The organism is Pseudomonas sp. HT11, from assembly GCF_044875395.1.
Classification (GTDB): domain Bacteria; phylum Pseudomonadota; class Gammaproteobacteria; order Pseudomonadales; family Pseudomonadaceae; genus Aquipseudomonas.
Genome location: NZ_CP173217.1, coordinates 3,223,827 through 3,247,397, shown reverse-complemented (window position 1 = coordinate 3,247,397; position 23,571 = coordinate 3,223,827). Strand labels below are relative to the sequence as shown.

The 23,571-nt window shown below is 59.3% G+C and carries 26 protein-coding genes, 1 tRNA gene and 2 pseudogenes; 9 read left to right on the top strand and 20 right to left on the bottom strand.

Translation table 11 applies throughout. From position 1 onward, the window contains the following. Nucleotides 1–200 precede the first annotated feature (200 nt). The 3 genes and pseudogenes from ABWL43_RS14910 to ABWL43_RS14900 form a co-directional block, all read right to left on the bottom strand. Nucleotides 201–731 (bottom strand): GAF domain-containing protein, encoded by a 531-nt coding sequence (locus ABWL43_RS14910; protein WP_145160951.1) that lies wholly within the window; start codon nucleotides 729–731, stop codon nucleotides 201–203. Between the two features lie 84 nt (nucleotides 732–815). After that, nucleotides 816–1,415 (bottom strand): annotated as a pseudogene (locus tag ABWL43_RS14905) (methyl-accepting chemotaxis protein); the annotation flags it as partial. A gap of 306 nt (nucleotides 1,416–1,721) precedes the next feature. Then, nucleotides 1,722–2,441: pseudogene (locus ABWL43_RS14900) on the bottom strand (MCP four helix bundle domain-containing protein); the annotation flags it as partial. Between the two features lie 517 nt (nucleotides 2,442–2,958). Here ABWL43_RS14900 and ABWL43_RS14895 point away from each other — a divergent pair. Further along, a complete protein-coding gene (locus tag ABWL43_RS14895; protein WP_242196449.1) occupies nucleotides 2,959–3,342 on the top strand; it encodes a RidA family protein in 384 nt (127 codons plus the stop codon). A 395-nt stretch (nucleotides 3,343–3,737) separates the two neighbouring features. Then, a complete protein-coding gene (locus ABWL43_RS14890) occupies nucleotides 3,738–4,445 on the top strand; it encodes a hypothetical protein (protein WP_404482944.1) in 708 nt (235 codons plus the stop codon). A 222-nt stretch (nucleotides 4,446–4,667) separates the two neighbouring features. Here ABWL43_RS14890 and ABWL43_RS14885 read toward each other — a convergent pair whose 3' ends face one another. Beyond that, entirely contained in the window at nucleotides 4,668–4,844 is a 177-nt protein-coding gene (locus ABWL43_RS14885) for a DUF3606 domain-containing protein (RefSeq protein WP_145160942.1), read from the bottom strand. A gap of 205 nt (nucleotides 4,845–5,049) precedes the next feature. Continuing rightward, nucleotides 5,050–5,136, bottom strand: a tRNA-Leu gene (locus tag ABWL43_RS14880). A 230-nt stretch (nucleotides 5,137–5,366) separates the two neighbouring features. Between ABWL43_RS14880 and ABWL43_RS14875 the strand changes: the two genes are divergently transcribed. Next, the gene (locus tag ABWL43_RS14875) at nucleotides 5,367–5,756 is read left to right on the top strand and encodes a glyoxalase/bleomycin resistance/extradiol dioxygenase family protein (protein ID WP_145160940.1); all 390 of its coding nucleotides are present in this window, start codon (nucleotides 5,367–5,369) and stop codon (nucleotides 5,754–5,756) included. Here the strand turns inward: ABWL43_RS14875 and ABWL43_RS14870 are convergent. After that, entirely contained in the window at nucleotides 5,734–6,015 is a 282-nt protein-coding gene (locus ABWL43_RS14870; RefSeq protein ID WP_145160938.1) for a hypothetical protein, read from the bottom strand. The genes ABWL43_RS14875 and ABWL43_RS14870 overlap by 23 nt on opposite strands. Before the next feature lie 182 nt (nucleotides 6,016–6,197). On the opposite strand from ABWL43_RS14870, the gene ABWL43_RS14865 reads away from it, so the two are divergent. Then, nucleotides 6,198–6,656, top strand: a complete 459-nt coding sequence (locus tag ABWL43_RS14865; RefSeq protein WP_404482943.1) for a GFA family protein — start codon at nucleotides 6,198–6,200, stop codon at nucleotides 6,654–6,656. Between the two features lie 2 nt (nucleotides 6,657–6,658). On the opposite strand, the gene ABWL43_RS14860 is transcribed toward ABWL43_RS14865, so the two are convergent. After that, nucleotides 6,659–7,186, bottom strand: coding sequence for a DinB family protein (locus tag ABWL43_RS14860; RefSeq protein WP_404488417.1), 528 nt, complete (start codon nucleotides 7,184–7,186; stop codon nucleotides 6,659–6,661). A gap of 127 nt (nucleotides 7,187–7,313) precedes the next feature. On the opposite strand from ABWL43_RS14860, the gene ABWL43_RS14855 reads away from it, so the two are divergent. Further along, complete coding sequence (locus ABWL43_RS14855) at nucleotides 7,314–8,009, top strand: tellurite resistance TerB family protein (protein ID WP_404482942.1); 696 nt, start codon at nucleotides 7,314–7,316, stop codon at nucleotides 8,007–8,009. Here the strand turns inward: ABWL43_RS14855 and ABWL43_RS14850 are convergent. The 8 genes from ABWL43_RS14850 to ABWL43_RS14815 all read right to left on the bottom strand — a co-directional run bounded on the left by ABWL43_RS14850 (nucleotide 8,006) and on the right by ABWL43_RS14815 (nucleotide 16,356). Beyond that, on the bottom strand, nucleotides 8,006–8,827 hold the full coding sequence (locus tag ABWL43_RS14850; protein ID WP_404482941.1) for a hypothetical protein: 822 nt from the start codon (nucleotides 8,825–8,827) through the stop codon (nucleotides 8,006–8,008). The two genes, ABWL43_RS14855 and ABWL43_RS14850, sit on opposite strands and share 4 nt — an antisense overlap. Before the next feature lie 18 nt (nucleotides 8,828–8,845). Continuing rightward, nucleotides 8,846–9,193, bottom strand: a complete 348-nt coding sequence (locus tag ABWL43_RS14845; protein ID WP_106579131.1) for a DUF2493 domain-containing protein — start codon at nucleotides 9,191–9,193, stop codon at nucleotides 8,846–8,848. A 63-nt stretch (nucleotides 9,194–9,256) separates the two neighbouring features. Next, nucleotides 9,257–11,971 carry a magnesium-translocating P-type ATPase gene (gene mgtA, locus ABWL43_RS14840; protein WP_404482940.1) on the bottom strand — a complete coding sequence of 905 codons (2,715 nt, stop codon included), beginning with the start codon at nucleotides 11,969–11,971 and terminating at the stop codon, nucleotides 9,257–9,259. A 235-nt stretch (nucleotides 11,972–12,206) separates the two neighbouring features. Continuing rightward, complete coding sequence (locus ABWL43_RS14835; RefSeq protein ID WP_242196468.1) at nucleotides 12,207–12,515, bottom strand: hypothetical protein; 309 nt, start codon at nucleotides 12,513–12,515, stop codon at nucleotides 12,207–12,209. Nucleotides 12,516–12,832: 317 nt separating this feature from the next. Continuing rightward, entirely contained in the window at nucleotides 12,833–13,444 is a 612-nt protein-coding gene (locus ABWL43_RS14830) for a LysE family transporter (protein WP_369302920.1), read from the bottom strand. Nucleotides 13,445–13,515: 71 nt separating this feature from the next. Next, nucleotides 13,516–14,307, bottom strand: a complete 792-nt coding sequence (locus tag ABWL43_RS14825; protein WP_404482939.1) for an AraC family transcriptional regulator — start codon at nucleotides 14,305–14,307, stop codon at nucleotides 13,516–13,518. A gap of 389 nt (nucleotides 14,308–14,696) precedes the next feature. Further along, entirely contained in the window at nucleotides 14,697–15,980 is a 1,284-nt protein-coding gene (locus ABWL43_RS14820; protein WP_145160920.1) for an arsenic transporter, read from the bottom strand. Between the two features lie 19 nt (nucleotides 15,981–15,999). Further along, nucleotides 16,000–16,356, bottom strand: coding sequence for a metalloregulator ArsR/SmtB family transcription factor (locus tag ABWL43_RS14815; protein ID WP_404482938.1), 357 nt, complete (start codon nucleotides 16,354–16,356; stop codon nucleotides 16,000–16,002). Between the two features lie 178 nt (nucleotides 16,357–16,534). On the opposite strand from ABWL43_RS14815, the gene ABWL43_RS14810 reads away from it, so the two are divergent. The 3 genes from ABWL43_RS14810 (at nucleotide 16,535) to ABWL43_RS14800 (ending at nucleotide 17,825) form a co-directional block, all read left to right on the top strand. Further along, nucleotides 16,535–16,750: a hypothetical protein gene (locus tag ABWL43_RS14810; RefSeq protein ID WP_043205333.1), complete on the top strand. Its 216-nt coding sequence runs from the start codon at nucleotides 16,535–16,537 to the stop codon at nucleotides 16,748–16,750. 71 nt (nucleotides 16,751–16,821) lie between these two features. Then, the gene (locus ABWL43_RS14805; protein ID WP_262209677.1) at nucleotides 16,822–17,517 is read left to right on the top strand and encodes an AzlC family ABC transporter permease; all 696 of its coding nucleotides are present in this window, start codon (nucleotides 16,822–16,824) and stop codon (nucleotides 17,515–17,517) included. Then, nucleotides 17,514–17,825 (top strand): AzlD domain-containing protein, encoded by a 312-nt coding sequence (locus tag ABWL43_RS14800; RefSeq protein ID WP_404482937.1) that lies wholly within the window; start codon nucleotides 17,514–17,516, stop codon nucleotides 17,823–17,825. Before ABWL43_RS14805 ends, ABWL43_RS14800 begins: the two co-directional genes overlap by 4 nt. 140 nt (nucleotides 17,826–17,965) lie before the next feature. On the opposite strand, the gene ABWL43_RS14795 is transcribed toward ABWL43_RS14800, so the two are convergent. Further along, entirely contained in the window at nucleotides 17,966–18,223 is a 258-nt protein-coding gene (locus tag ABWL43_RS14795) for a hypothetical protein (RefSeq protein ID WP_145160912.1), read from the bottom strand. Nucleotides 18,224–18,333: 110 nt separating this feature from the next. On the opposite strand from ABWL43_RS14795, the gene ABWL43_RS14790 reads away from it, so the two are divergent. After that, nucleotides 18,334–18,687 (top strand): lipoprotein, encoded by a 354-nt coding sequence (locus ABWL43_RS14790; RefSeq protein WP_145160910.1) that lies wholly within the window; start codon nucleotides 18,334–18,336, stop codon nucleotides 18,685–18,687. A gap of 143 nt (nucleotides 18,688–18,830) precedes the next feature. On the opposite strand, the gene ABWL43_RS14785 is transcribed toward ABWL43_RS14790, so the two are convergent. From ABWL43_RS14785 to modC, 4 genes are all read right to left on the bottom strand, one after another. Beyond that, nucleotides 18,831–19,535: a YoaK family protein gene (locus ABWL43_RS14785; RefSeq protein ID WP_404482936.1), complete on the bottom strand. Its 705-nt coding sequence runs from the start codon at nucleotides 19,533–19,535 to the stop codon at nucleotides 18,831–18,833. Nucleotides 19,536–19,604: 69 nt separating this feature from the next. Beyond that, nucleotides 19,605–21,239, bottom strand: a complete 1,635-nt coding sequence (locus ABWL43_RS14780) for an ABC-F family ATP-binding cassette domain-containing protein (RefSeq protein WP_404482935.1) — start codon at nucleotides 21,237–21,239, stop codon at nucleotides 19,605–19,607. 124 nt (nucleotides 21,240–21,363) lie between these two features. Then, entirely contained in the window at nucleotides 21,364–22,413 is a 1,050-nt protein-coding gene (locus ABWL43_RS14775; protein WP_404482934.1) for a DNA topoisomerase IB, read from the bottom strand. Nucleotides 22,414–22,486: 73 nt separating this feature from the next. Beyond that, nucleotides 22,487–23,566 (bottom strand): molybdenum ABC transporter ATP-binding protein, encoded by a 1,080-nt coding sequence (modC, locus tag ABWL43_RS14770; RefSeq protein ID WP_404482933.1) that lies wholly within the window; start codon nucleotides 23,564–23,566, stop codon nucleotides 22,487–22,489. Between the last annotated feature and the right edge of the window lie 5 nt (nucleotides 23,567–23,571).

Here is a 23,571-nt window from a genome sequence, read left to right as displayed (position 1 = left end):
TTGGCTGAACGCTACATCGCTGACCAACTGCCGGTTGGACAGGCGGTTGGGGGGCTGCAAGGTAGGCTTGCAGCGCTGCCCATCTCGCTCCTTAGATCTGGGCGGTGTCCAGTATGTTGGTACGCTGCGTAGGGGCTGCCATTCGGGCCTGCCAGGCATACATTCGCGCTATTGCACGCTGACGATTAAATCAATTAGTTCTACGAAGCCTGACAAGGACTTGCTGGCTTTTGTTCAGCAGCAAGGTTGGTGAAAAAAATGCAGCCTATTAACTTGGCGAATAAAACCAAAGTCTCCTCAAGATCCGGATCTTCAAACAATATTGAGCGTGAGTCCAGCGCGCATAAAGCACCAAAGAGTCGCCCATCAGGAAGGAAGATAGGAGCGCCTGCATAACTTTCCAGTCCGTATCGCTTGACGACATGGCGATCTGAATATCTGCGATCGCCACTGATTTTTGGAATGAAGAGGGCTTTGGGGTTTCTTCTCAGCTCGCTGCAGAGGGTGATTTCCAACTCCAGGATATTTCCAGCCTCTATCCCTAGATGGGTTGGGTCGAAAACTGAGCAAACTATCCAGTCCTTTTCCGTGAATTTGGCAATCCCGGCAAATCGCATTCCTGTAAGGCGCGTAACAAGCTGCAAAATAGCGCTTGTGGCCTCCAGTTCAGCTATTTCAGAGCGTTCATCTGCGCTCAGCACAGAGTGCAAGGCAATCTCATGAGAAGCCATTTTTATCCCCTGCTGTCTGTAGCTGAGCGTGTCACTGTTGATTGGTAACTCTGTGCCATGAACGCACTGTGCTTGATCCAGCTTTTAGGTCCGGAATCGGAGAACCAAGTCATTCAAGTTGACTGCTAGACGTGATAATTCATTGCTTGCAGTCAACGTCTGGCGGGTACCCTCAGTGCTTTGAATTGCCAGGTCACGAATGCTGATGAGACTGCGATCTACGTCACGTGCAACGTGAGCTTGCTCCTCGGAAGCGGTTGCAATCTGAATATTGCGGTCGTTGATTTCCAGTACGGAATCAATAATTTGGCGTAGCGATTGGCCTGCTTGCTCTGCCGTATCTCGCGTGGTGTAGACCTCAGAGGTGCTCTTGTGCATCAACTCGACTGCGGCTGAAGAACCGGCCTGGATGGTGGATATCATCTGTTCGATTTCTTGGGTCGACGTTTGGGTGCGGTGCGCCAAAGCCCGAACCTCATCGGCCACCACTGCAAAACCACGACCCTGTTCACCCGCACGTGCCGCTTCAATTGCTGCATTCAACGCCAGGAGATTCGTTTGCTCGGCAATCGCCCTGATCACACTCAGAACTTTGGTGATGTCTTGAGCCTGGCCTGCGAGTTCTTTCACCTGGGTTGAGGAGACTTCGACCAGTTCCGTCAGTCCGCGCATGGCCGTTAACGTTTCAGTCACTTTTTGATTGCCCAGATCAGCCGCCAAGCTGGACTGCGTGGCCGCTTCAGATGTGGAGTTGGCATTGCGGGCGACCTCTTCGACGGCGGCGCTCATTTCGGTCACTGCCGTGGCTGCTTGCTCTATTTCGCTGTTTTGCTGCTGAAGGGTGCGATCGGCACTTTCGGTGATCGAGGTCATTTCAACCGCTGCGGTACTCAGTTGGGCAGACGCTCCCGAGATTTCCAAGATCGTGTTTCTGAGATTTTTCTGCATCCGATTGAGCGCATGCATCAAGCGTGAAGCTTCGTCTGAACCTGTAACTTCAAGGTCGTGGGTGAGGTCGCCAGACGCGATATCTTCCGCCAACTTCAGCGAGGCGCTGATGGGGCTGACAATGCTTTTAGTGAACAGGGTCGCCAGGACGATGGTTAAGATAAATGCGACTACCAGAACCAAGATCAAGACTTTAACGCTATGCGTATATACGTCCGTCGCGTCTTGCCCCGACACCACCGCCTGACGCGCATTTTGCTCACGAAGCGTTGTTAGCTGCTCCTGATAGGCGCTTGCTCGCTGTGCCTGCTCTGTGTTCGCAAAAAGGACAGCTTGATCATGGTCAGAGATATCGAGGGCAAGTACGTTCTTGAGACCGTCGATGTAGACATTCATAGCTTGGTTTGTCTTCGAAAACTGGATTTCATCCTGCTCGCCAGAAATCAGATGATCACGGTAAAACGCTGTCTTCGACTGGAGCGTCTGTATGGCGCCTTCGACCAACGACAGCGATTTATCATGCACATCCTTGGTCGTGCTCGACAGCATGCGAATACTTTCAAGGCGAGCATGGAGCAGGGCGATTTGAATGTCGTCAATGACCTGAACGCTGGGCAGGGAGTTTTGCTCGATGTCCTGCTCTGCATTACGTAGGTGATCTATCTGCAAATACGAGAAGCCCGCCAGGCTTATGAGCAGGAGTGTGATTAGCCCAAAGCAGACGAAAGCCCTGCGCGCGATATTCAAGGATCTTAATTTCATATAGGCCTCCGAGGGCCGGGATTTATTGGCGTGGCAACCCACGTCATTTTGTTGAGCGCGAACAAGACAGACTGTTCATGCGGCACAGTGACTCTCGGCTGCAGCTTGGGCGGCAGACGTCAATCCAGGAATACAAAAGAATGCATCGGGATAATAGGCGCGCTAAATAATTGCGCGCTCATGAGTTACAGGCGCTCATACCGTAAGCGGGTCGGAGGGGAATGTTCGATTAATCCAAGCGGGGACGTACCGCAACGACGTGCGCACCGTTGCAGGCTTCGCGCAGTGAACTACGCTTGCCGGGAATGCCATGACTTCGATCATTTTGGTAACTGAAAGGGCACGATGGACAAGCGGCTTGCGGGTCTTTCAATACTGCTGACCCTCGGGTGGGTCGCCACAGTGGCGACTGTCATGTGGTATTTCTACGACAATTAATCTAAAGGCCGAATCAATTCAGGCCCCTTAGTCCTCACGTTTCCCATGGCCGTTCTACTGACATTTCGGACACGCCAATATGCCAAGCAATAATATCGAACGTAAAACTTACGCAGCACTTCCTCCTGCCGTGGGGCCCTATTCGCATTCGGTGAAACATGGCAATACCCTGTACCTGTCAGGCTTCACAGCGTTCGGAACTGATGCTCAAGGGCAGAGCCTAGAAAAACAGGCCAATGCTATTTTGGAGCAGATTAAAGCGGTTGCCGCCGAAGAGGGCACCGATATGTCTGCACTCTTGAAGGTGACGCTATTCATCACCGACTTCAGTCAACTCGGCGAACTGCGCAAGGTGCTGATGCAGCACTATGAAGGGCATTTGCCTGCCAGCTCCCTGGTCGAGGTTTCAAAGTTGTTTTCCCCGGAACTGAATATCGAAATTGAGGCTATTTTCGGGGTGTGACAGGCTGTAGAGGCGGCTTTGCATGGTCGAACAGTGTGCAAACCGCCCAAAAAATGGCCATGGAAAAGAAGGCTCAATTTTGCAATCAGGGCAGCCGATGTTAGTTCACCCGGGGATCAGCGAGGAGCGACGCCAGCGCCAACAGCAAGACCTTCGAGCACTTGTTCGTGCCCGGCTTGCGCAAAGGGTGGGTGATCACGTCTTTGGACCGTAGCGAGCGGGGGTTACTGGTTGCGTAATGGCATCCAGTTGTGCGGGCACAGCTCAGCAATTTTGCTCGCTGCGGGAGTTTAAACATTTGGCAACGACATCAATTCAATGAGGCATGGCTTTCATCTTGCTCGCGCCGCTCGCCGAGCATACTCTCGGAGCCGCATTTCTTAGGCCTTACTGTCATGTATTATTGGAACAATGATAATTTCGAAGGGCTTCTGGCGCTTGCGGAGAGCCTTGATGCACATTCTGACCTGAAGCCACTTGCGAGCTATTGTCGATATCGAGAACAAGGGCTACGTCGCGAAGCATTTTCTGCACTTGAACGGTTTCTCGTCGCATCCAGTTCGTTTGATAGCGCCGCCGCACGTCGCGCAGCAATCGAAATTCTCGAAGCCAATTCGCGATCCTCAAAAACCCATCAGTTTCTGACGCAGCCGCTCACCGCCCGGTTTCTGGTGCCTACGTTGAAGGCATGGATGGAGGAAGATGCAGTCACAACCTTACCCGTGCGATGGCTCGGGATGCTCAACCGTGACCCTGAACTGCTTACCAGAGCACTTTCTGGGTTCCCCGAAGATATGCCTGTCCGCAGGATGCTGATCGACTTTGCGCTTGGAGGGATTGACTATGCCACCCATCATCTTGACGAGTCTTTCTTCTTAGGCAGTGTTGACGAGGCGACCTCAGCGCTGGAGCGTGCCAGAAGACTCATAGCAGAAGCCCCTGATCCCGAAGCGCTGGCTTATCTGACATCTGAAGTGCAGCATTTCGATCGCCTCATCGCGGACTGGAAAGCCTATTCGGAAAATCCCATAGACGGCTTCCCCGAATGGTGCGCGAAACTGGGACGAGACTACAAATATTCCGCCAAGGTCTACTACGAGTAGATGAAGGGGCGACAGATCAAGCGCGCATCAGGTTTCCTCAAGAGCGAGTTGGTTTTCATAGCATTTTGAGAGCGGGGAAGGGATCAAATCTGAATGTGGCATCGACGTTCCTCCCTGAGACGAACAGCGTAGCAGGGAGCTTCTTCGGTGAGGCGCTGCAGGTTGCCGCAGACACCGCGAAGAAATTGAACACGCCCCGCCAAGCGCAGGGCGCGTCTGACACTATTTGCCGAGCTTCTCACGAACGTCAGTAACCATCGGACCAACAGCTTTAACGGCGTCTTTGAGCTGTTGCTCTGTTACGCCAAACTCCTTCGTCCAGTGCTTTAGCTCCCAAGGTTCTGATGTGTTCACTCGAGCACGATCTTGAGGCCCGCGGTTTTTCAGATCATCAGACATATTCCACTCCCTGCGGGTTGGCCTGGAGGGCCCAGGCGACTCCCGATAGAGCATGGGAAGGTATGGGTAGTTCGATTGAGGTTACAGGAGGGTAATTGCATTCGGCAGGACGCCGGAGGAGGGGAATTGCGGAACAGTGTGGAAATTGCGGAACAAAAAAGAAAAAGGCCTGCATGAAATTCATCATGCAAGCCCTTGATATCCATGGTGCCCGAACCCGGAATCGAACCGGGACGCCCTTACGAGCGGGGGATTTTAAGTCCCATGCGTCTACCAGTTTCGCCATTCGGGCGGTAGCGCGGTGCAGCAGGGTTGGGAATATATAGACCCAGGCGCTGGGATGCAAGGTCGAAGGTTGTGTTTGTTGCATTCGCGTAAAGTTGAAAAAGCTTGCCAGATCAGTGATCTACACGAGGAATCTGGCGTCGAGGCGAGGGTTTTGACACGCCACGACATGCTCCTGCCACTATCTGACACAGCCCTGAATTAGAGTGCGCCTGCGTATTCCAGTCAGGTCAGCTCATGAAATTTGCATCTGTTCGCATCGTGACTCAACAGTTTGAGCAGCTCATACGGTTCTATCAAAACCTGTCGACTATCGAGCCGCGGCATCGGGCTGATGGTTTTGCCGAGATTCACTTCGAGGGTGTGGTTCTGGCGATAAGCGACGAGCGTTTGGTCCGCTTGCATAACAACGGGTTGGCCGTCGCTGCGAGTAACCGCTCGGCGATCCTGGAGTTTCAGGTGGAGGAGGTCGAAGCTATCCTGCTGCGGGTCAGCAGCACGCAAGTGGTAATGCCTGTGACGATCATGCCATGGGGCAATACTTGCGCACTGCTGCAGGACCCCGACGGGAACCTGGTGAATATTTTCTCAATACCCGAACAGATCAGACAAAGCGCTGCCCACTGAACCCGCGTGGCAAGCGCTGCAACCCGGGCAGGTCGGTCAGGCGTTGTGTCCACGCACTGCGCCAGTCGCTGGCAGTGTGGGTCTGGGTTTTGCGCGCGGAGCGGCGAGCGGCATTGCGTTGTGTGCGGCGCGCTTCTTTGTAGGCTTCGGTATTGCGGCAGGTGCGGCATTTGACTCGGTTCAGCTCGGTGCTGGACGTGAGGTTGCTGCCGTGGTGGCCGCAGGCTAGATGCCCGGCGACCTTGAAGTGAGTGACCATGTAAGCGTCTCCTTCTTATGGGGGTACGCGCATCCCAGACCAGCAGGTGCACGTGAGCAGGGCGGGGCAATTAACCCCGCTGCCTCAGGGTTTGGACCCCGGGCGCGGCGTGGCGTTCGGTTTTGTTTCGCGACGGCTTCACGTTACCCTGCGGGGCCAAAAATCATAAAAAGGAATGAATGATGACTGTCGACGTGTTGCCCCTGGAAGGCAGTTGCCGTTGTAACCGGGTGCGTTTCAGCGTGAGCCTGCCGCCGGTGATTACCATGGCCTGCCATTGCAGCGGCTGCCGGAAAATGACCTCAAGCGCTTTCTCCCTCAGCGCCTTGATCCCCGCCAGTGGCTTTACCGTGACCCAGGGTTGCCCGGTCATCGGCGGCTTGCACGGTGTGGACCGTCACTATTGCTGCCCGCATTGCATGAGCTGGCTGTTTACCCGACCCCATGGCATCGACGAATTCGTCAATGTGCGCGCGACGTTGTTGGATGACGCCCAGGACTACGTGCCGTTCATGGAAACCTGGACCAGCGAAAAGCTGCCCTGGGCCTCCACGCCCGCCGTCGAAAGCTTTGCGCAATTGCCTGAGCCGCAAGACTTTCCACGCTTGATGCAGGCCTACGCCGCGTTCAGCGCACGCTGAGTTCAGTCAATCAGTGCCAGCAGGTCGGTGTCGCCTACATCCACGCCCGCCTGGGTCAGCAGCGTGGTTGTCTGGCCTCGGTGGTGGGTCTGGTGATTGAAAAAATGCACCAGCAAGCCAAAGAACGGCTTGTGGTTCGCCGCGCCGCGCATGTTGTGATAATGCAGGTGCTGGTCCAGGTCGGACTCGCGCAGGCTATGCGCCCACTCGATGATGAGCTGATCCAGCCACGCGCGATGGGCTGACAGCGCGCGGATATCGGCAAAGGCCAGCTGCTTGAGGTCGGTGGGTGTGGCAATCGCACTCAGGGGGGCCAGCGCCGAAAAGCCCGCTGGATGCTGGGCAAAGCGTTTGAGCCAGACGGTATCCCCCAGCGCCAGGTGATTCAGCGTGCCGAGGATTGAGCCAAAAAACGCCTGTCGATCCGCCGCCAGCTCCGCGTCCGTCAGCGTGCCGGCGGCGTCGTAGAGTTTGCGGTTCATCCACTGGTTGTAGTGGGCCATCAACGCGATGTGCTCGATACGGTTCACGGGTGTTCTCTCTCTCAACGGCGCAATGGCGTCATCATAGAGCGTGCCTGCCCGGCGGTCATGGTGTTCCAGCTGCGGCGGGCTATGGTTGTTGAACGCCAACACTGCGCCCTGGGAGGGCAAGACCATGAATACCAGCGATCTATTGGAACAATTGCTGCGCGGGCAGTCAGGCAGCGCCACCTCGGGCGGTGGCCTGGGCGGCCTGTTGGGCGGTTTGCTCAAAGGTACCAGCACCGGCACCGGCACTGCCTCGGCCGGCGGTGGGCTGGGTGGTTTGTTGGGTGGTCTCGGTGGGCTGCTGCGCGGCGCGCCCGCCGGCGGTACGACGCAGGCGCGTTCCGGCGGGATGAATTACGCGGCACTGGCGTCCCTCGGGATGGCCGCGTTTCAGGCGTATCAGGCCTGGCAACGACAGCAGGCGTCTGCACCCCAGCAAGCCATTCAGACGGTTGACCAGCTCGACGGCCCTGAGGCCGAGGCCCATAGCCATGCGCTGTTGCGTGCATTGATTGCGGCCGCCAAGGCGGATGGCAAGATCGACGCGCAGGAGCAGCAGATGATTAGCGCCGAAATCGGCCGCCACACCGATGACCCACAATTGCAGCAATGGCTCGACGCCGAAGTGGCCAAGCCGCTCAATGCTGCCGATTTTGCCGAGTATGCGCGTGACCCGGCGGTGGCGTCGGAGATCTACCTGGCCAGCGTGATGCTGGTCAATGATCAACAGGAAGGCGAGCGTAGCTATCTGGATGAACTGGCAGGGCAGTTGCAGCTCGATCCTGATCTGCAACTGCACCTGGAACAGCAAGCCAAGGCTTAGAAACGTAGGGTGGCGCCGGTCGTCAACCACTGGTCGCGCTCGCCGCTCAGGCTCTGCCCGACGACGACATCCACATCCACCAACGCGCCTAGATGGAAGCGGGGCCCGGCCTGCCACGCCTGGTCGCCGCCTTCCTGGCCGTAGCGCTCACCGATCAGCGTCAAAGCATGCGCAAGCTGATATTCGAACCCCGTGCCCCAGGTCAGGCGATGGTTTTGCTCGCCGCCGTTGTAGGCATGCGTCCAGCCGCCATTCAGGTTCAGGCGCAGCGCTTGGACAGGTTGCCAGGTCAATGGCACATTCAGGTCCGCGCCGTCGAACGCGTGTTGGCGATCCAAGGCAACATGCGACGTTGCCGATACTGCCAGCTGTAGCCCCAGGTCTTCGCGTGACCACACCTGGGCCTTCACTTGAGGGCTGACCTGCGTTTGGGCATCGCCGGCCTGGCTGGCGCGCGACAATGCGGCGCTCCATTGCACCGAGGGCAGTGCATTGAAGGTACAGGCCGGGTTCAAGGTTTCGCTGTGGCTGTTGCCTTGGTGCCGATTGGCGGTGTACCAGGCGTCCACATTGCATTCGCCTGGGGCGTTGACCGCGCCGTCATCAACCACATAGGCGCCACCGGCTGCGTGAGCTTTGGAAAGCAGCGCGATGAGCAGGACAAGGCCCAGGGTCACGCCAATAAACGTAAGGTTGCGTTGCAGTGCACGCCGCTTGGCCGGCGGCAGCAGCAACAGAGTATGGCGAGCGCCGCGATAGTGACGTGCGCGATATTTGGCAAACCCGTCTTGGCGATGAGGGGTATGTTTTTTGTGCATGATGCACCTCGCTTGAATTCAGCTTTCTACGGTCAGCACCGAAATGCCGCTGGCTTTGGCCTGGCAGACCAGCTCCGAGGTGTCGTCACCACCCGGCAGGGCGATGACCACGTCGGGGCGGCTGTCGGTCAGCATGAAATGGTTGCGCTGGCGTTCCGCCTGCTTGCCATGGCGTTGCCAATTGGGCGGGTAGCGCACCACGTCGATGCCGATTTCCCGCGCCCATTCCTCAACGTCACTGCCCAGGAATTGGTTGCCGCCGTGAATCAATACCTGCACCGGGCGCAGGCGGTGGTAAGCGTCCAGCACTTGGCGGGACTTTTTGGTGTCGGCGTAATGACGACCTGCACAGATCAACACGCGCATAGTCAGAATCCTTGTGTTGCACGGTGGCCGCCGGGCGACGGCCACCGTTTCAGAGGCGGGTGATCAGTACCACTGCTTGAAGCGGCGGATGTAGATCGTTTTCATCAGTTGGGCCACGCAGCAGTAGGCGAACAGCGTGCAGACCAGCCATGGGAAGTACGCCAGCGGCAGCGGCTGCAGGCCGACCAGGGTGCCCAGCGGCGAGAACGGCACGTAGATCCCCAGGCCGATGACGAGGGCGGTCATCATCAACACCGGCCAGGCGGCCGTGCTCTGGAAGAACGGGATCTTGCGGGTGCGCAACATGTGCACCACCAGGGTTTGCGAGAGCAGCCCCTCGATAAACCAGCCGGACTGGAACAGGGTCTGCATTTCCACACTGTTGGCGCTGAACACGTACCACATCAGCGCAAAGGTGGTGATGTCGAAGATCGACGAGGTCGGCCCGATCCAGATCATGAAGCGGCCGATGTTTTTCGCATCCCACTTGCGCGGTTTGGCCAGGTATTCCTTGTCCATCTTGTCCCACGGCAGGGCCAACTGAGAGATGTCGTACATCAGGTTTTGCAGCAGCAGGTGGATCGCCAGCATCGGCATGAACGGAATGAACGCACTGGCCACCAGCACCGAGAACACGTTGCCGAAGTTGGAACTGGCGGTCATGTTCAGGTACTTCATGATGTTACCGAAGGTTTCGCGGCCCTTGAGCACGCCTTCTTCCAGCACCATCAGGCTCTTTTCCAACAGGATGATATCGGCCGATTCCTTGGCGATGTCGGTGCCGCTGTCCACCGAGATGCCCACGTCGGCATCGCGCAGCGCTGGCGCATCGTTGATGCCGTCGCCGAGGAAGCCCACAGTGTGGCCGTTGGCTTGCAGCGCTTTGAGCACCCGGGATTTCTGCAGCGGCGTCAGCTTGGCAAACACGGTGCGTTCTTCCACGCGGCGCAGCAGCGTCGCGTCGTCCATCGCTTCGATTTCTACGCCCAGCAGTGGTTGACCAGGCTCCAGGCCGACCTGGCGGCAGATTTTGCTGGTGACCACCGCGTTGTCGCCGGTCAGCACCTTCACCGCCACGCCAATTTGTTGCAGCGCCGCAATCGCCGGGCCCGCAGTTTCCTTCGGTGGATCCAGGAAGGTCAGGAAGCCCTGGATGATCAGGTTGCGCTCATCGGCGGTGGTGTACTGCTGGCGAGCCAGGGATTTGGGGATGTTGCGGGTGGCGACCACCAGTACGCGAAAGCCATCCTCGTTGTAGTCATTGGCCAGTGCCAGCAGCTCGTCACGGCGACGATCATCCAGCGGCACTGCAGCGCCATCTTCCATGACGTGGGTGGAAATGCTCAGCATCTCTTCCACCGCGCCTTTGCACACCAGCAACTGGTCGCCGGCGGCGTCCTTGACCACGATCGACAGGCGGCGGCGCACGAAGTCGAACGGCAACTCATCGACTTTGCTATAGGCAAATGGCCGCTGGAACTTGGGGTTGTGTTCCGAGAACTGCACCACGGCCTGGTCCATCAGGTTTTTCATGCCGCTTTGGTGGTAGCTGTTCAGCCAGGCCAGGGACAGCACCGCATCATCACGTTGGCCAAAGGCGTTGACGTGGTGTTCGAGGATGATCTTGTCCTGGGTCAGGGTGCCGGTCTTGTCGGTGCACAGCACGTCCATCGAGCCGAAGTTCTGGATCGCATTCAGGCGCTTGACCACCACTTTGCGCTTGGCCATGGCGGTAGCGCCCTTGGCCAGGTTGGCGCTGACGATCATCGGCAGCATTTCCGGGGTCAGGCCCACCGCCACCGCCAGAGCGAACAGGAATGCATCGCCCCAGTCGCCTTTGGAGAAGCCATTGAGCAGGAACACGATCGGCACCATCACCAGCATGAAGCGAATCAACAGCCAGCTGACGCTGTTGACCCCACGGTCGAACGCGGTCTGCACCCGCGAGCCGACAATCGCCTTGGCCAGCGAGCCAAAGTAAGTGCGCGGCCCGGTGGCAACCACCACGGCCTTGGCGCGGCCACTGACCACGTTGGTGCCCATGAAGCAGATGTTGGGCAGGTCCAGCAGGTTGCCCTGGTCGGCCGCCAGCGAAGAGGCGGATTTTTGCGTGACATCGCCGAGCGTGTCGTATTTTTCGACCGGCAAGGCTTCGCCGGTCAGCACGGCCTGGCTGATAAACAGGTCGCGGGATTCGATCAGCCGCACATCGGCAGGGATCATGTCGCCGGCCGACAGTTGCACGATATCGCCGGCGACAAGGTCGCGCATCGGCACTTCGCGCAGGGTCGGCTGGGCGCCGACTTGCTCACGCCGCAGCACAGTGGCGGTGGTGCGCACCATGGCTTTGAGTGCTTCGGCGGATTTGGCCGAGCGGTGTTCCTGCCAGAAGCGCAGCAGGCTGCTGAGCAGCACCATGGTCATGATGATGATGACTTTGGTCAGGTCGACTTCTTCACCGGCCTGCAACGGCAGCCAATAGTCGGTGACAAAGCTGATGCCCGCCAGGGTCAGCAACACATAAATGAAGGGATTGTTCAGCGCCTGCAGGAACTGGACGATGGCGTGAGGCGGCTTGTCGTGGGCCACTTCGTTGTAGCCTTCGCGTTGCAGACGCGCCGAGGCGTCCAGTTCGGTCAAGCCATCCTGGGTGGCTCGCACGTTGGCGAGGGTGGCCTGCAGGCCGTTCTGGGCTTCGCGGGCGGCGCGCATCGACAGTTTGGTGTCGGTGTCGGTGCCATTTTTCTTGTGCAGAGGCGTGTTTTTTACGGCGCTCATTGTCTGTACTCCTGTCGCCAATTCTCGACAAAACATACCCGGTACTTACCTGAAGACAGGCGAGCGAAAGCATGCCGAGCCGCAAACTTCGCGATCGGTTTAAATAAGGTGTTCACATAACTTCTACAGCGCCCGCCACACGCGCGTTAGTTAACTAACGCGCAGCGGGCTACTACTGGACGTGTTCATAAAGAACTCCAGAACATCAATTAGAAAGTTGCTGTTTCCAGCCGGGTTAAGCGCTGCGAGTGCTCAGGTAAAGTCCGAACATCAGGCTCGCTTGAGCCAGCATGGAAACCTGGGGTCTCTGCGGGTCTTGAGGGTCGGCGTGGTCCCAGTGCTGCAGCAGTTGGCCGCTGGCAGGGCACAGGTGCCAGTGCGCCAACACCGGGGCCGGACGCGCTTGGTCTTTACTGGCTTGAGGGGAGGGTGCAGCAAACGTGGCCCGGGTAGGCGAAAAGCCTGCGGGCTCGCGGCACAGCTTGGCGCGCAGGGCGGCGGCCAGCGTACGTACATCGGGCAAAGCAATGAGTTGGAAGGTCATAACACACCTCGGGACCGGACGGGCGACCGGTGAGGCAGTTACGGTGGAGCATCAAGCTCTAGCGCAGCTTACCGGACCTGGAAGGCGAGTCCTGTCATATTCTGGGTTTGGCGCCCGATGCCCGCTAAAGCGGTGCTCGGACAGCGACTAGATACTGTGTCCATTGGCTTCTTTTGTGAGGTTTAAAAAAGGCCCCAGTTGCGGGCACGGGCAATCTACTCAGACGGTTACAAAATGTCAACGCATGATTAATTAAATCAGTCTGCGTTCAGAGTTTATTCAGACAAGGGGCACGGTTAGTTATGGGGTATATAACTTCATACGCCCTGTGCAGCCAGAACTGCCAGATAGATCAACACTAAACCACACGCGCCGTAACTGACGCGCTGCCACAGCGGCGAGGCGTTTTTGCGTAACAGATTGACCAGCGCCGCAATCAGAAAACACGACAGCACCGACGCCAGCATGAAACCTGCAAAAAACATCAGGGTTTGCCCAGGGCTGGGCGTGGCGCCGACGATCCCGGACAAGGCGCTGCCCAATGCGCCCCAGTACACAATGTTCTTCGGGTTAGCCAGGGAAATGGCCGCGCCCACCGCCAGCGCATTCTGTCCGGAGCGGACCGGCCCGCTGTCCGCCGCGGGCAGGTGCCAGGCGTCGATCAGGCTGCGCACACCGAGCCAGGCCAGGTACACCGCGCACACAATCGTCAGCGGAACACGCACGGCTTCATGCTCAATCAGCAGGGCGATGCCAGTGAGGCCGATCACCGCCCAGGCGGCGTCGCCCACCAGCGAACCGATCTGTACCAGCAAGGCAGCGGTGAACCCATGGAGCAAGCCACGGCGCAAGGTTTCTGCCAGCACCGCGCCGGGTGAGAGGCAAAACACAAAACCGAATACCAGCGCGTAAAAAAAGATCGTGACCATGCCGCTTTCCTTCAACAGAGGCGCGCAGTGTGCGGCTGTGTGGCGCAGGTGTCTTGAACCAGATTGCGCTTTCAGCGTTTCAACAGGCTTTGATAGCGGCCTGGGGTGATGCCATAGGCGGCGCGAAAGTGTCGGTTGAGATGGCTTTGGTCAGCAAACCCCAGCTCATGCGCGACATCGCTGGCCGAGGCGCCACGGCGCAAGAGTCCCTTGGCACGACACGTACGCAATTGCATCGCCCACTGCCTGGGGCTCAGCCCGGTTTCTTTCTGGAAGGTGCGCAACAGATGGAATTTGGACAAGCCCAGCTCATCGCCCAACTGGTCCAGCGGCAGCGCTTGGCTCAGTTGCTCGGCGAGCAGCTCCTGGGCGCGGCGGATCATGCCTTTACCGCCCGTGGCAGCGCCGGGCAGGCGCACACCGCTGGCACCCACCACTTCACCCAGCAGCAAAACCAAGGCGTCTTCGTTAATCTCGCGAAGCAATGGGTCGTCGTTCAAGGCTCCCTTGACCGCCGCAGCCAGGCGCTGTGCCAGGTCGGGCTGCAAGCAGAGCGAGCGATCAAATTCCACCTGGGCCAGCCCCAGGTCAGCCGCCAACGCGTCGGCCGCGACGTACAGGCTGACAAAATGCCAGGGTGCGCCATCGGCCGCGCCGCCGCCTTGAATCTGCCCGGGGTTGTACAACGTGATGCTGCCGGGTCCGGCCTGGAACTCGCGGCGGTCGAGCCAAACGCTTTCCTCGCCGACCAGGTTTACGCCGATCACGCATTCATCATGGCTATGGCGGGCAAAGGTCAGGCCCGTGCAGCGTGTATGGGTGACTTCGTAGTTGCCCAGCCAGGCGTGTTGCATGGCGCTCATAGGGTCGGCTCGATAGTAAATCAGCCGTGAGCATACGCTGACGAGGGTGTTCAGATCGACCACTGGCTGCAACGTGCGCTTAAGGATACGCACTGTGAGCCGGTCGCTATTTGGGGGCGAGCTTACTGGGCAGGATGACTGTTCAGTAAGCTCTGCACCTTCCAAAAAGAGGTTCAGGGTTTTAAATATTTCATTGATGCAAACGAGGACGCGTGTTTTTTATAAATACGCTCGTCATCACTATCGATATCGGTAACTGCCCAGGTAGTCAGGGTTGCTGGCGACGACAATGACGCCGGGACGATCAAGGTCGCGATTACCTTTTTTGTAATGCTGGATGCTGACATCGGTTGCCCAGCTCATCCGGTGTCGGTTCACCGCACACGTCTTCACAGACTCAGGCGCAAGGCGAGCGCCGCCAGGGTGATCAACAGCACCGGCAACGTCAGCACAATTCCGACCTTGAAGTAGTAGCCCCACGTGATGCTGATGCCTTTGCGCGCAAGAATATGCAGCCACAGCAGCGTGGCCAGGCTGCCGATGGGAGTGATTTTCGGGCCCAGGTCGCTGCCGATCACGTTGGCGTAAATCATCGCGTCCTTGACCACGCCCACGGCATGGCTGGATTCGATGGACAGTGCGCCGATCAACACCGTCGGCAGGTTGTTCATGGCCGACGACAGCAGCGCCGTCAGCACCCCGGTGCCCATCGCCGCGCCCCACACGCCGTAGGTGGCGAAGGTGTCGAGCCAGGTTGCCAGGTAGGTGGTCAAACCCGCGTTACGCAAGCCGTAGACCACCAGGTACATGCCCAGGGAAAACACCACGATCTGCCACGGGGCGTCCTTCAGCACTTTGCGCGTGGAAATCTTGTGGCCTTTGGCGGCGATCACCAGCAACAAAACGGCGCACACGGCGGAGATCGCACTGATCGGAATGCCCAGCGGCTCCAGGGCGAAACAGCCGACCAACAAAATCCCGAGTACCCACCACCCGGCACGAAAGGTCGCACGGTCGTGGACGGCGCTGGCCGGGTCATCAAGGTCGGCGGGGTCGTAGGCCTGCGGAATATCGCGGCGGAAAAACCACAGCAGCACCGCCAGTGTCGCTGCGACGCTGACGAAATTGACCGGCACCATGACCGCTGCGTATTCGTTGAAGCCGATCTTGAAATAATCCGCCGAGACGATGTTCACCAAATTCGACACCACCAACGGCAAGCTCGCCGTGTCGGCGATAAACCCCGCGCCCATCACGAAGGCCAGGGTGGCCGCCGGGGAAAAGCGCAACGCCAGCAGCATCGACATCACAATCGGTGTGAGGATCAGCGCCGCGCCGTCGTTGGCAAACAATGCCGACACCAAGGCGCCGAGCAGCACCATATAGGCAAACAGGCGCCGGCCACGCCCACGGCCCCAGCGTGCTACATGCAACGCGGTCCAGGCAAAGAACCCGGCTTCATCGAGCAACAGGCTGATGATAATCAGCGCGACAAAGGTGCCGGTGGCGTTCCAGATGATGTGCCACACCACTGGGATGTCAGACAGGCTGATGACCCCGCACGCCAGGGCCAGAATCGCGCCCATGGTTGCGCTCCAGCCGACCCCAAGGCCTTTGGGCTGCCAGATGACCAGAACGATGGTGAAGATAAAAATCGCAATTGCGACAAGCATGAATAAACGCTCCGATGGCTCAGCAGCAGGTGCTGGCCCGTTGTGGTCTGTTGCCCATTGCATCAAGACGCTGCGCGTCGTTTTGCAACCATGGCTGGTTAGCTTGCAAGGTGGTGTCCAGCACTTGGGTGACCCAGTCGGGCAGTGCCGGATTGATGCGGTAGTAGATCCATTGACCCTGGCGACGATCCAGCAAAAGCCCACCACTGCGCAGTTGCGCCAGGTGGCGGGAGATCTTGGGTTGACTGTCGCACAGAGCATGGATCAGTTCGCACACGCAAAGTTCGCCCTCGCGCAGGATCAATAACATCAACCGTACGCGCGTGGCATCGGCCAGGCATTTGAACAGCTCGGGCGGAGAGAGGGGGGCGGACATGATCAAGGTCTTGGTATGGATAGCGTTGCGAATATATGGTTTGCCATATATGTAGGTCAAATCCTGAATTCCGTTGACGTGGATCAAATGCCCGACAATCAGCCACAAGTGTCTGAAATTAAAATGAAACACGAATGTCCTAAAGTGCCTGCCCATTGCTGATGAAGGAAGAACTCGCGTGACCCGTGCCACTCGCAACCTGCGCAAAACCCTCGATTCTGTCGCGGACAATAACGAAACCGCGGCGTTTGACCTGATGCGCGCCGTCGAAAAACTCGGCGATGAAGTGCTGCGCCAGCGCCTGCTCAACACCATTCACCGGCTCAACCAGGATGCCCATGAGTTGCGCGAAGCGCGTGACTCGGTGGAGCAGGTCTCGGTCAGGCTCGCCTGAGCACGATCGTTCAAGACACGCCCCGTATCACGCTGGCATGCTTGTCGACTGTCTGTCGATGAGCCGTCTCCATGCCTACAGCCTTACCTCATTTCGCCTTCGGTCGCGGCGCCCTTGCCGTTATTCCACTGTCTCTGGCCTGTGCGCCCTGGGGTTTGTTGGCCGGCTCGATGGCGATTGATGCGCAATTTACTCCGCTGCAAGCTCAGGGTTTGTCCGCCATTGTGTTCGCCGGCGCCGCGCAGCTGGTGGCGATCGGCATGGTCAAGAGCGGTGCCAGCCTGATCTCGATTGTGCTGACCACCTTGCTGCTCACATCCCAGCATCTGCTTTACGGCATGCACATGCGCCCGACGCTCTCGTCGCTCAATGTGCGCTGGCGCATGAGCCTGGGCTTTTTGCTGACGGACGAATTTTTCGCGCTGGTCAACCACTATGACCGTCAAACCTTCAATCGCTGGTATGCGCTGGGCGTCGGCCTGACGTTCTACATCATCTGGAACCTCTTCACCCTGGCGGGCATCGTGCTCGGCAAAAGCATTCCGGGGCTTGATCAACTGGGACTGGAATTTTCCATTGCCGCAACCTTTATCGCCTTGATTACGCCGGTGGTGCGCGATGTGCCCACGGTGGTCTGCGTGGCGGTCTCGCTGTTGTGTTCGGTATGGCTGAGTTACTTGCACTGGGAGTCGGCGGTGGTGGTCTCGGGTGTGCTGGGGATGGGCGCAGGGTTTGCCTGCAAGCGGCTGGGAGTAGGGCAACGATGATCTACATCATGATTGTGGCCATGGGTTTGGTGGTGTTTCTCAACCGCTACGTGTTCATCGAGCCGCGTCTGCCGGTGCGCCTCAATCGCGGCGCGCGCGAGTTTCTCGGGTTTGCCGTGCCGGGAATGCTGACGGCGATTTGCGGGCCGATCATTTTTCTCGCCGAGCATAAGCTCAACGTGAATCCGGCCAATCCTTACCTGCTGGCGGGGATCTGCGCGGTGGCGTTGATGTTCTGGACGCGCAGCGTGTTGATCACGGTGCTGCTGAGCATGGGGCTGTTTTATTTGTTTCGTTGGTGGTTTTGATGCGCGGGTAAGTAGCTGGAGGTCATCCACCAACACCCAGGCAAAAAAAAGCCCGCGGGAGGGCGGGCAGAAGTGAGACTTCTTAAAAATGAGCCTGCCAACTATAGGCAGCGCGAGCACCCTTCACAGTGAAACTAAATTCATCCGGCCGCAGGTTTAGGCGGCTTCTTGGCTTTGGCCTCCGCCGCCAGGCATTCCAGGGCGAACTGCTCGGTATAGGTCATCTGGATCGGCGTGCTTTCACCCTTTACCGTGCGTTCGCCATCAAGGATGTAGCGGATGCGCTTGTCGGTGACGCCGATGCGCTTGGCGATCCACGTCGGCGTCTGGCCGATGCGGCTGATCAGCTTGTCGGCGTAGTCAGTGGAAGGGTTATAGCGTTCGGCGTTGGGCGTCATCGGGTTTCCAGGGGCAAGCGGGGGCATAAGTAGGCGACAGCGTGACGTAATAATCCTTGAGTGTCGCCTGCTAATGGTAGAGTCGCGTTTTTTTCCAAGGAGGCGATGGCATGCGAAAGCTGGTAATTGGCGCATTGGCACTGGCAGTACTGTCCGGTTGCGCGGGCTCGAAAATGAACAATGCGCGCACCGGCGTGCCCTACAAAACGCTGGCTTCGGACAAGACGCCGTTGGTGGTTGCCCAATGCATTCAGTTCGGCTGGCAGGACGAGGCGGTATTTGGCGTTGACGCCGGAGGCTTCAAGGAGCCGATCGAAGCAGGCGGTTTTACCGTCTACACCACCGGCGGCGATTATTTTGTCGACGTGCGCAGCGCCGGCGCCGGCTCTACCGTCAATTACTTTGCCGTCGCTGACACGATGCCCGCCAAGCGCCGACTGGCCGCGCTCGCGACCTGCCTGTAATCCTTTGCCTAAGTGATATTCGGAAAAGCCCGGCGGGACAGCCGGCGGACATTGGCTTATCATTTCCCCCGCTCGCTCGACGTGATGGCTCTTTACCAGTACACGGACGTCGAGGCCGCAACGTCGAGCGGGCCTCTTTTCTCTTAGCGTGGCATGTAACCCAAGTGCCAGCGCCGCGGAATCTTCAGCGACACTACGCCCAGCAATGCGGCGAACGCGCCACTGACCAGCAGCGCCTTCAGGCCGAGCTGGTGCTCCAGCACCGCGCCGATCACCGCGCCCACGAACATGCCGGCCCACGGAATCAGTTGCACCCTCCAGCCATTGCGCTGTTCTCCCAGCACCCAGCGGCCCAGCCCGCGCCCGAAGCGCGAGAGGGCGCCCGTCACATAAGTCAGGCCCACCGGCAAACCGTTTACCTCTTCCACTGCGGCATTGAGCATACCCATCGCCACAATCGTTGCCAGCAGCGCGGGCAAGGTGTCGTCGAAGGGCCACACGGCGGCGCCGCACAGCAAGGCCGCAATGCACAGCAGCAAGGGCAGCGCGTGCCGGCGGCTGAGGCGGCTGATCACCACGCCCAGGGCGTTGCCGACGACAAAGGTTGCGACCAGCAACAACAAGCGCCCGGTAAGGCCCAAGTCGCCTGCGCTGATCGCCACGGCCAGGCGCGTGGTGTTACCGCTCATGAACGAAACAAAATCGCCGCTGGCCATAAAGCCTATCGCATCGGTCATGCCGGCCAGCACGGAAAGGCTGGCCACCAGCATCAAGCCAACCCGCCCGCGCCAGCGTTGACGGTGGGCGAGTGCGGCGTTGGCGTAGGGTTTGCGCGATGAAGGCAGCATGGCCCCAGGTTCCTCGGTGAGATTATTCGGCCACTACCGTAGGACGCTTTGGTTGCGCGCGCAATGACCTCAGACACACTCCAGCCGCCAGCCCTGACGCTGCCAGGTCAAAAAATGCGTCGGCCTGACGGCCTGCACAAACGTCTCGTCATGGGAGACCACCACCATCGCCCCGGTAAAACCCTGCAACGCCTGTTCAAAGGCCAGCACGGATTCAAGGTCCAGGTGGTTAGTCGGCTCGTCCAGCAACAGCAGTTGCGCCGGTACCTCGCGCCACAAGGCAATCGCCATCGCGGCCTTCAGGCGTTCGCCGCCGCTCAGCTGGCGGGTGGGTTGAGTCACCCGCAGGGCATCCAGTTGCAGCAACGCCAAACGCGTGCGCAGCTCGGCTTCGGCCAGCGGGGTGTCAAGCAGGTTGAGCTGTTCGACAATGCTACGGTTGCCATCCAGCAGCGTCAGGTGCTGGTCGATATAGGCACTGGCCACATGCACGGCGCATTCGCCACTGACCACCGGCCATTGGCCCGCGAGCACCTTGAGCAACGTGGATTTGCCGCAACCGTTCGGCCCGCGCACGGCCATGCGCACCGGGCCCGCCAGGTTGAGCGTGACGAAGCTGCAGGCTTGCTGCGGATCAAGCCACGGCAGTTGAGCGTTTTCCACGCTCAGAACCTGTCGGCCATTGGGCAGTGCTGAACCGGGCAGGGCCAGCAGCGTGGGCGAGTGATCCTCCACACGCTCATGGGCTTGGCGTACCTGCGCATCGAGCTCGTGTTTATACGCGTGATGCGCGCTGCGCACGCTGCTGACGATTTCCTTGGCGGCGCCTTTCCAGCGGGCTTTGGTAAACCCGGTGACGTTGGCGGTTTCTGCGTGTTTACGTGCGCGGGCGGCGTTGCGCTGCAGGTTGTCATGATCCTTCTGCAGACGTTTGCGTTCGCGGCTGCGCGCCAGGCGGGCGTGTTCCAGGGCGGCCATGGCCGCGTACTGTTCGCTGTCGCGCTGCAAGCGATAGGCATCGTAGTTGCCGCCATACACCAGCGCGCCAAGCGGCGACAGCTCGATGATGCGCGCCATCGCATTGAGCAGTTGCCGGTCATGGCTGACCACTACCAGGCCGCCGGGCCAGGCTGCCAGCGTGCGCAACAGCCAGTCACGGCCGGCGCTGTCGAGGTGGTTGGTTGGCTCATCGAGAATCAGCAACTGCGGCGTGGCCAAAAGCGCGCCGATCACTGCAACCCTGGCCAGTTGGCCGCCACTGAGTTGATCGGCTGGCGTGGCAGCGTCGAGTTGCTGCAACCCGGCTGCACCCAGCGCGGTGCGCAGGCGTTCGGCAAGGTCCCAACGATCATCGATCAGCGCGAGATCATCCGCGCGCGCCTCACCGCGGGCCAGCCGCTCAAGGGCGGCCAACACCTGGGCGGTGCCGGTGATGTCGGCGACGGTTTCGCCCGGTTGGACGGCCAGCGCCTGCGGCACATATGCCACGCTGGCCGCGCTTTTCAACGTGCCGCCAGTGGGCGCCAGCAGCCCGGCAAGCAGCTTGGCGAGCAGGCTTTTGCCCCGGCCATTACGCCCGACAATCCCGGTGGGCGCGTGATCAACCGACAGGTTGAGGTTGTTCAGCAGGGTTTCGCCATCGGCGAACTGCAAGGACAGGTGTTGCAATGAAACGAGTACGGGCGGCCGTTTGACGTCAGTCATCAGCACCTCCAAAAAAATGTCGGACAGGCCAACAAGCGCGCCAAGCGGCTCGTTGCAGGTACATTTTGGAAGGCTTAGTTGTTCACGTCGGCGTGCATCCCGTGAGTCAGAAGAGGCGCAAAGGCTAACCCACCTTGGCGTTTTTCGGCAAGTTCGCGGCCAATTGCTCAAGGAACATTGCCAGCGCAACTTCTTCAGCTTTCAGGCCCTTGCGCACTCGGGGTTTGGGCAGCTTGGACAATTCGCCCAGGCTGAAATGCTCCAGCACGGCGGGGTGGATATAGCACTTGCGGCACACCGCCGGGGTATTGCCCAGTTGCTTGGCAACGTCCTTGACCATGGCGACCACATGCCGCTTGGCATCCGATTCCGGTTGCCACTCCAGTTCGCGCAATACGGCCAAGGCCAGGGCGGTGCCGGCCCAGGTGCGGTAGTCCTTGGCAGTGAAGTCGGCGCCGGTGAGGCTGTGCAGGTAGGCGTTAACGTCATGGGAGCTGACGGTATGCCGTTCACCGTCCTCATCCAGGTACTGAAACAGGTTTTGCCCTGGCAATTCCAGGCAACGCTTGACCACCATGGCCAGGCGCCGGTCCTTGACGCTGACCTGATGCTCGACGCCGCTCTTGCCGCGAAACTGGAACAGTATCTCGCTGCCCTTGATGTCGACATGGCGGGTGCGCAGTGTGGTCAGGCCGTAGGATTTGTTGTCCCGTGCGTACTGGGTGTTGCCCACGCGAATCAGCGTGGCATCGAGCAGCATCACCACGGTGGCCAGGACTTTTTCGCGGGTGAAACCGGGCGCGGCGATTTGTGCTTCCAGTTGCGCGCGCAGTTTCGGCAGAGCATTACCGAACTGTTGCAGGCGCGAATATTTGTCGGTGTCGCGCACCTCACGCCAACGCGGGTGGTAGCGGTATTGCTTGCGGCCACGGGCATCGCGGCCGGTGGCTTGCAAATGGCCGCGCGGGTCGGCGCAGATCCACACGTCGGTGTAGGCGGGTGGCACAGCCAATGAGTTCAGGCGTTTGATTTCGTCGGCATCGGTGATGCGCTCACCGTTGACGTCGAAATACTGAAACTTGCCGCGCAGCTTCTTGCGGCGGATACCCGGTTGGGTGTCGTCAACGTAATGCAGGTCGCGGGGCAGGTCGGCAAGCAACGCGGAGTCGGGCATGGTGCAAATTCCTTGGCAGTAATCAGGCCGGTATGTCTGATTGACCGCAGGGTTTTGCGCTCGTGCCAAATTCTTAAGCCAGCACTGCCACCGCCTTGATTTGCGCCCACAGCGCCTGGCCGGGATGCAGCTGCAACTGGTCGCGGGAAAACCGCGTGATGCGCGCCAGCAACGGCGTGCCGCCGGCGTCGAGGCGCACCAGCACATGGGCGTTGTTGTCGGCACAGATCTCCCCGGTCACCGTCACCGGCAAGCGATTGAGGATACTGCTGGGTTCCTGCGCCTGCAGGCTGAGGCTGACATCGCGTGCCTGCACTTTGATGCGCAGCTGTTTGCCCGGCGCCAACGGCGCATGGGCAACGCGCATCGATAACGCACTGTCGGGCAATTGCAGCGTCAGCAGGTGATAGTGCGCGTCGTAGGCACTGACGCTGCCATTGATCACTACCCCGGCATCGTCACCCAGGGCCATGGGCAAATCGAGCCGCGCCAGGGTTTCACCGATGGGGCCGCTGGCCAGCGCCTGGCCGTCACTGAGTAACACGATGTGATCGGCCAGCCGCGCCACTTCGTCCTGGGCATGGCTGACGTACAGCACGGGGATATCGAGCTCGTCGTGCAGGCGTTCGAGGTACGGCAAAATTTCACCTTTGCGTTTGCTGTCCAGCGCCGCCAGGGGTTCATCCATCAACAGCAATTGGGGGCTGGTGAGCAGCGCGCGGGCGATGCCGATGCGTTGGCGTTCACCGCCGGACAGATGCTGCGGGTGGCGGTCGAGCAAATGGGCGATACCCAGCAGTTCGGTGGCGTGAGCCATGTCCACGCGCCGCTGCTGACGAGCAATACGCTTGAAGCCGAATTCCAGGTTGGCCCGCACCGACAGGTGGGGAAACAGGCTCGCTTCCTGAAACACATAGCCCAATGCGCGTTTGTGCGGCGGCACAAACAGCCCGTTGCGGCTGTCTTGCCAGACTTGATCGTTGACCTGCACAAAGCCGTCTTCGGCACGCTCCAGCCCGGCGATACAGCGCAGGCAGGTGGTCTTGCCCGAGCCGGAATGCCCGTACAAAGCGGTGACGCCACGGCCGGGCAATTTCAAGTCCACCTTCAGCGCAAAGCCTGGGTAATTCAGTTGCAGGCGTACCTCAATCATCGCGA

What these genes read in the sequence shown, in the direction of transcription:
- ABWL43_RS14910 (WP_145160951.1), bottom strand. Translation starts at nt 731, where the DNA reads ATGGCTTCTCATGAGATTGCCTTGCACTCTGTGCTGAGCGCAGATGAA.
- ABWL43_RS14895 (WP_242196449.1), top strand. Translation starts at nt 2,959, where the DNA reads ATGCCAAGCAATAATATCGAACGTAAAACTTACGCAGCACTTCCTCCT.
- ABWL43_RS14890 (WP_404482944.1), top strand. Translation starts at nt 3,738, where the DNA reads ATGTATTATTGGAACAATGATAATTTCGAAGGGCTTCTGGCGCTTGCG.
- ABWL43_RS14885 (WP_145160942.1), bottom strand. Translation starts at nt 4,844, where the DNA reads ATGTCTGATGATCTGAAAAACCGCGGGCCTCAAGATCGTGCTCGAGTG.
- ABWL43_RS14875 (WP_145160940.1), top strand. Translation starts at nt 5,367, where the DNA reads ATGAAATTTGCATCTGTTCGCATCGTGACTCAACAGTTTGAGCAGCTC.
- ABWL43_RS14870 (WP_145160938.1), bottom strand. Translation starts at nt 6,015, where the DNA reads ATGGTCACTCACTTCAAGGTCGCCGGGCATCTAGCCTGCGGCCACCAC.
- ABWL43_RS14865 (WP_404482943.1), top strand. Translation starts at nt 6,198, where the DNA reads ATGACTGTCGACGTGTTGCCCCTGGAAGGCAGTTGCCGTTGTAACCGG.
- ABWL43_RS14855 (WP_404482942.1), top strand. Translation starts at nt 7,314, where the DNA reads ATGAATACCAGCGATCTATTGGAACAATTGCTGCGCGGGCAGTCAGGC.
- ABWL43_RS14850 (WP_404482941.1), bottom strand. Translation starts at nt 8,827, where the DNA reads ATGCACAAAAAACATACCCCTCATCGCCAAGACGGGTTTGCCAAATAT.
- ABWL43_RS14845 (WP_106579131.1), bottom strand. Translation starts at nt 9,193, where the DNA reads ATGCGCGTGTTGATCTGTGCAGGTCGTCATTACGCCGACACCAAAAAG.
- mgtA (WP_404482940.1), bottom strand. Translation starts at nt 11,971, where the DNA reads ATGAGCGCCGTAAAAAACACGCCTCTGCACAAGAAAAATGGCACCGAC.
- ABWL43_RS14835 (WP_242196468.1), bottom strand. Translation starts at nt 12,515, where the DNA reads ATGACCTTCCAACTCATTGCTTTGCCCGATGTACGTACGCTGGCCGCC.
- ABWL43_RS14830 (WP_369302920.1), bottom strand. Translation starts at nt 13,444, where the DNA reads ATGGTCACGATCTTTTTTTACGCGCTGGTATTCGGTTTTGTGTTTTGC.
- ABWL43_RS14825 (WP_404482939.1), bottom strand. Translation starts at nt 14,307, where the DNA reads ATGAGCGCCATGCAACACGCCTGGCTGGGCAACTACGAAGTCACCCAT.
- ABWL43_RS14820 (WP_145160920.1), bottom strand. Translation starts at nt 15,980, where the DNA reads ATGCTTGTCGCAATTGCGATTTTTATCTTCACCATCGTTCTGGTCATC.
- ABWL43_RS14815 (WP_404482938.1), bottom strand. Translation starts at nt 16,356, where the DNA reads ATGTCCGCCCCCCTCTCTCCGCCCGAGCTGTTCAAATGCCTGGCCGAT.
- ABWL43_RS14805 (WP_262209677.1), top strand. Translation starts at nt 16,822, where the DNA reads ATGCCTACAGCCTTACCTCATTTCGCCTTCGGTCGCGGCGCCCTTGCC.
- ABWL43_RS14800 (WP_404482937.1), top strand. Translation starts at nt 17,514, where the DNA reads ATGATCTACATCATGATTGTGGCCATGGGTTTGGTGGTGTTTCTCAAC.
- ABWL43_RS14795 (WP_145160912.1), bottom strand. Translation starts at nt 18,223, where the DNA reads ATGACGCCCAACGCCGAACGCTATAACCCTTCCACTGACTACGCCGAC.
- ABWL43_RS14790 (WP_145160910.1), top strand. Translation starts at nt 18,334, where the DNA reads ATGCGAAAGCTGGTAATTGGCGCATTGGCACTGGCAGTACTGTCCGGT.
- ABWL43_RS14785 (WP_404482936.1), bottom strand. Translation starts at nt 19,535, where the DNA reads ATGCTGCCTTCATCGCGCAAACCCTACGCCAACGCCGCACTCGCCCAC.
- ABWL43_RS14780 (WP_404482935.1), bottom strand. Translation starts at nt 21,239, where the DNA reads ATGACTGACGTCAAACGGCCGCCCGTACTCGTTTCATTGCAACACCTG.
- ABWL43_RS14775 (WP_404482934.1), bottom strand. Translation starts at nt 22,413, where the DNA reads ATGCCCGACTCCGCGTTGCTTGCCGACCTGCCCCGCGACCTGCATTAC.
- modC (WP_404482933.1), bottom strand. Translation starts at nt 23,566, where the DNA reads ATGATTGAGGTACGCCTGCAACTGAATTACCCAGGCTTTGCGCTGAAG.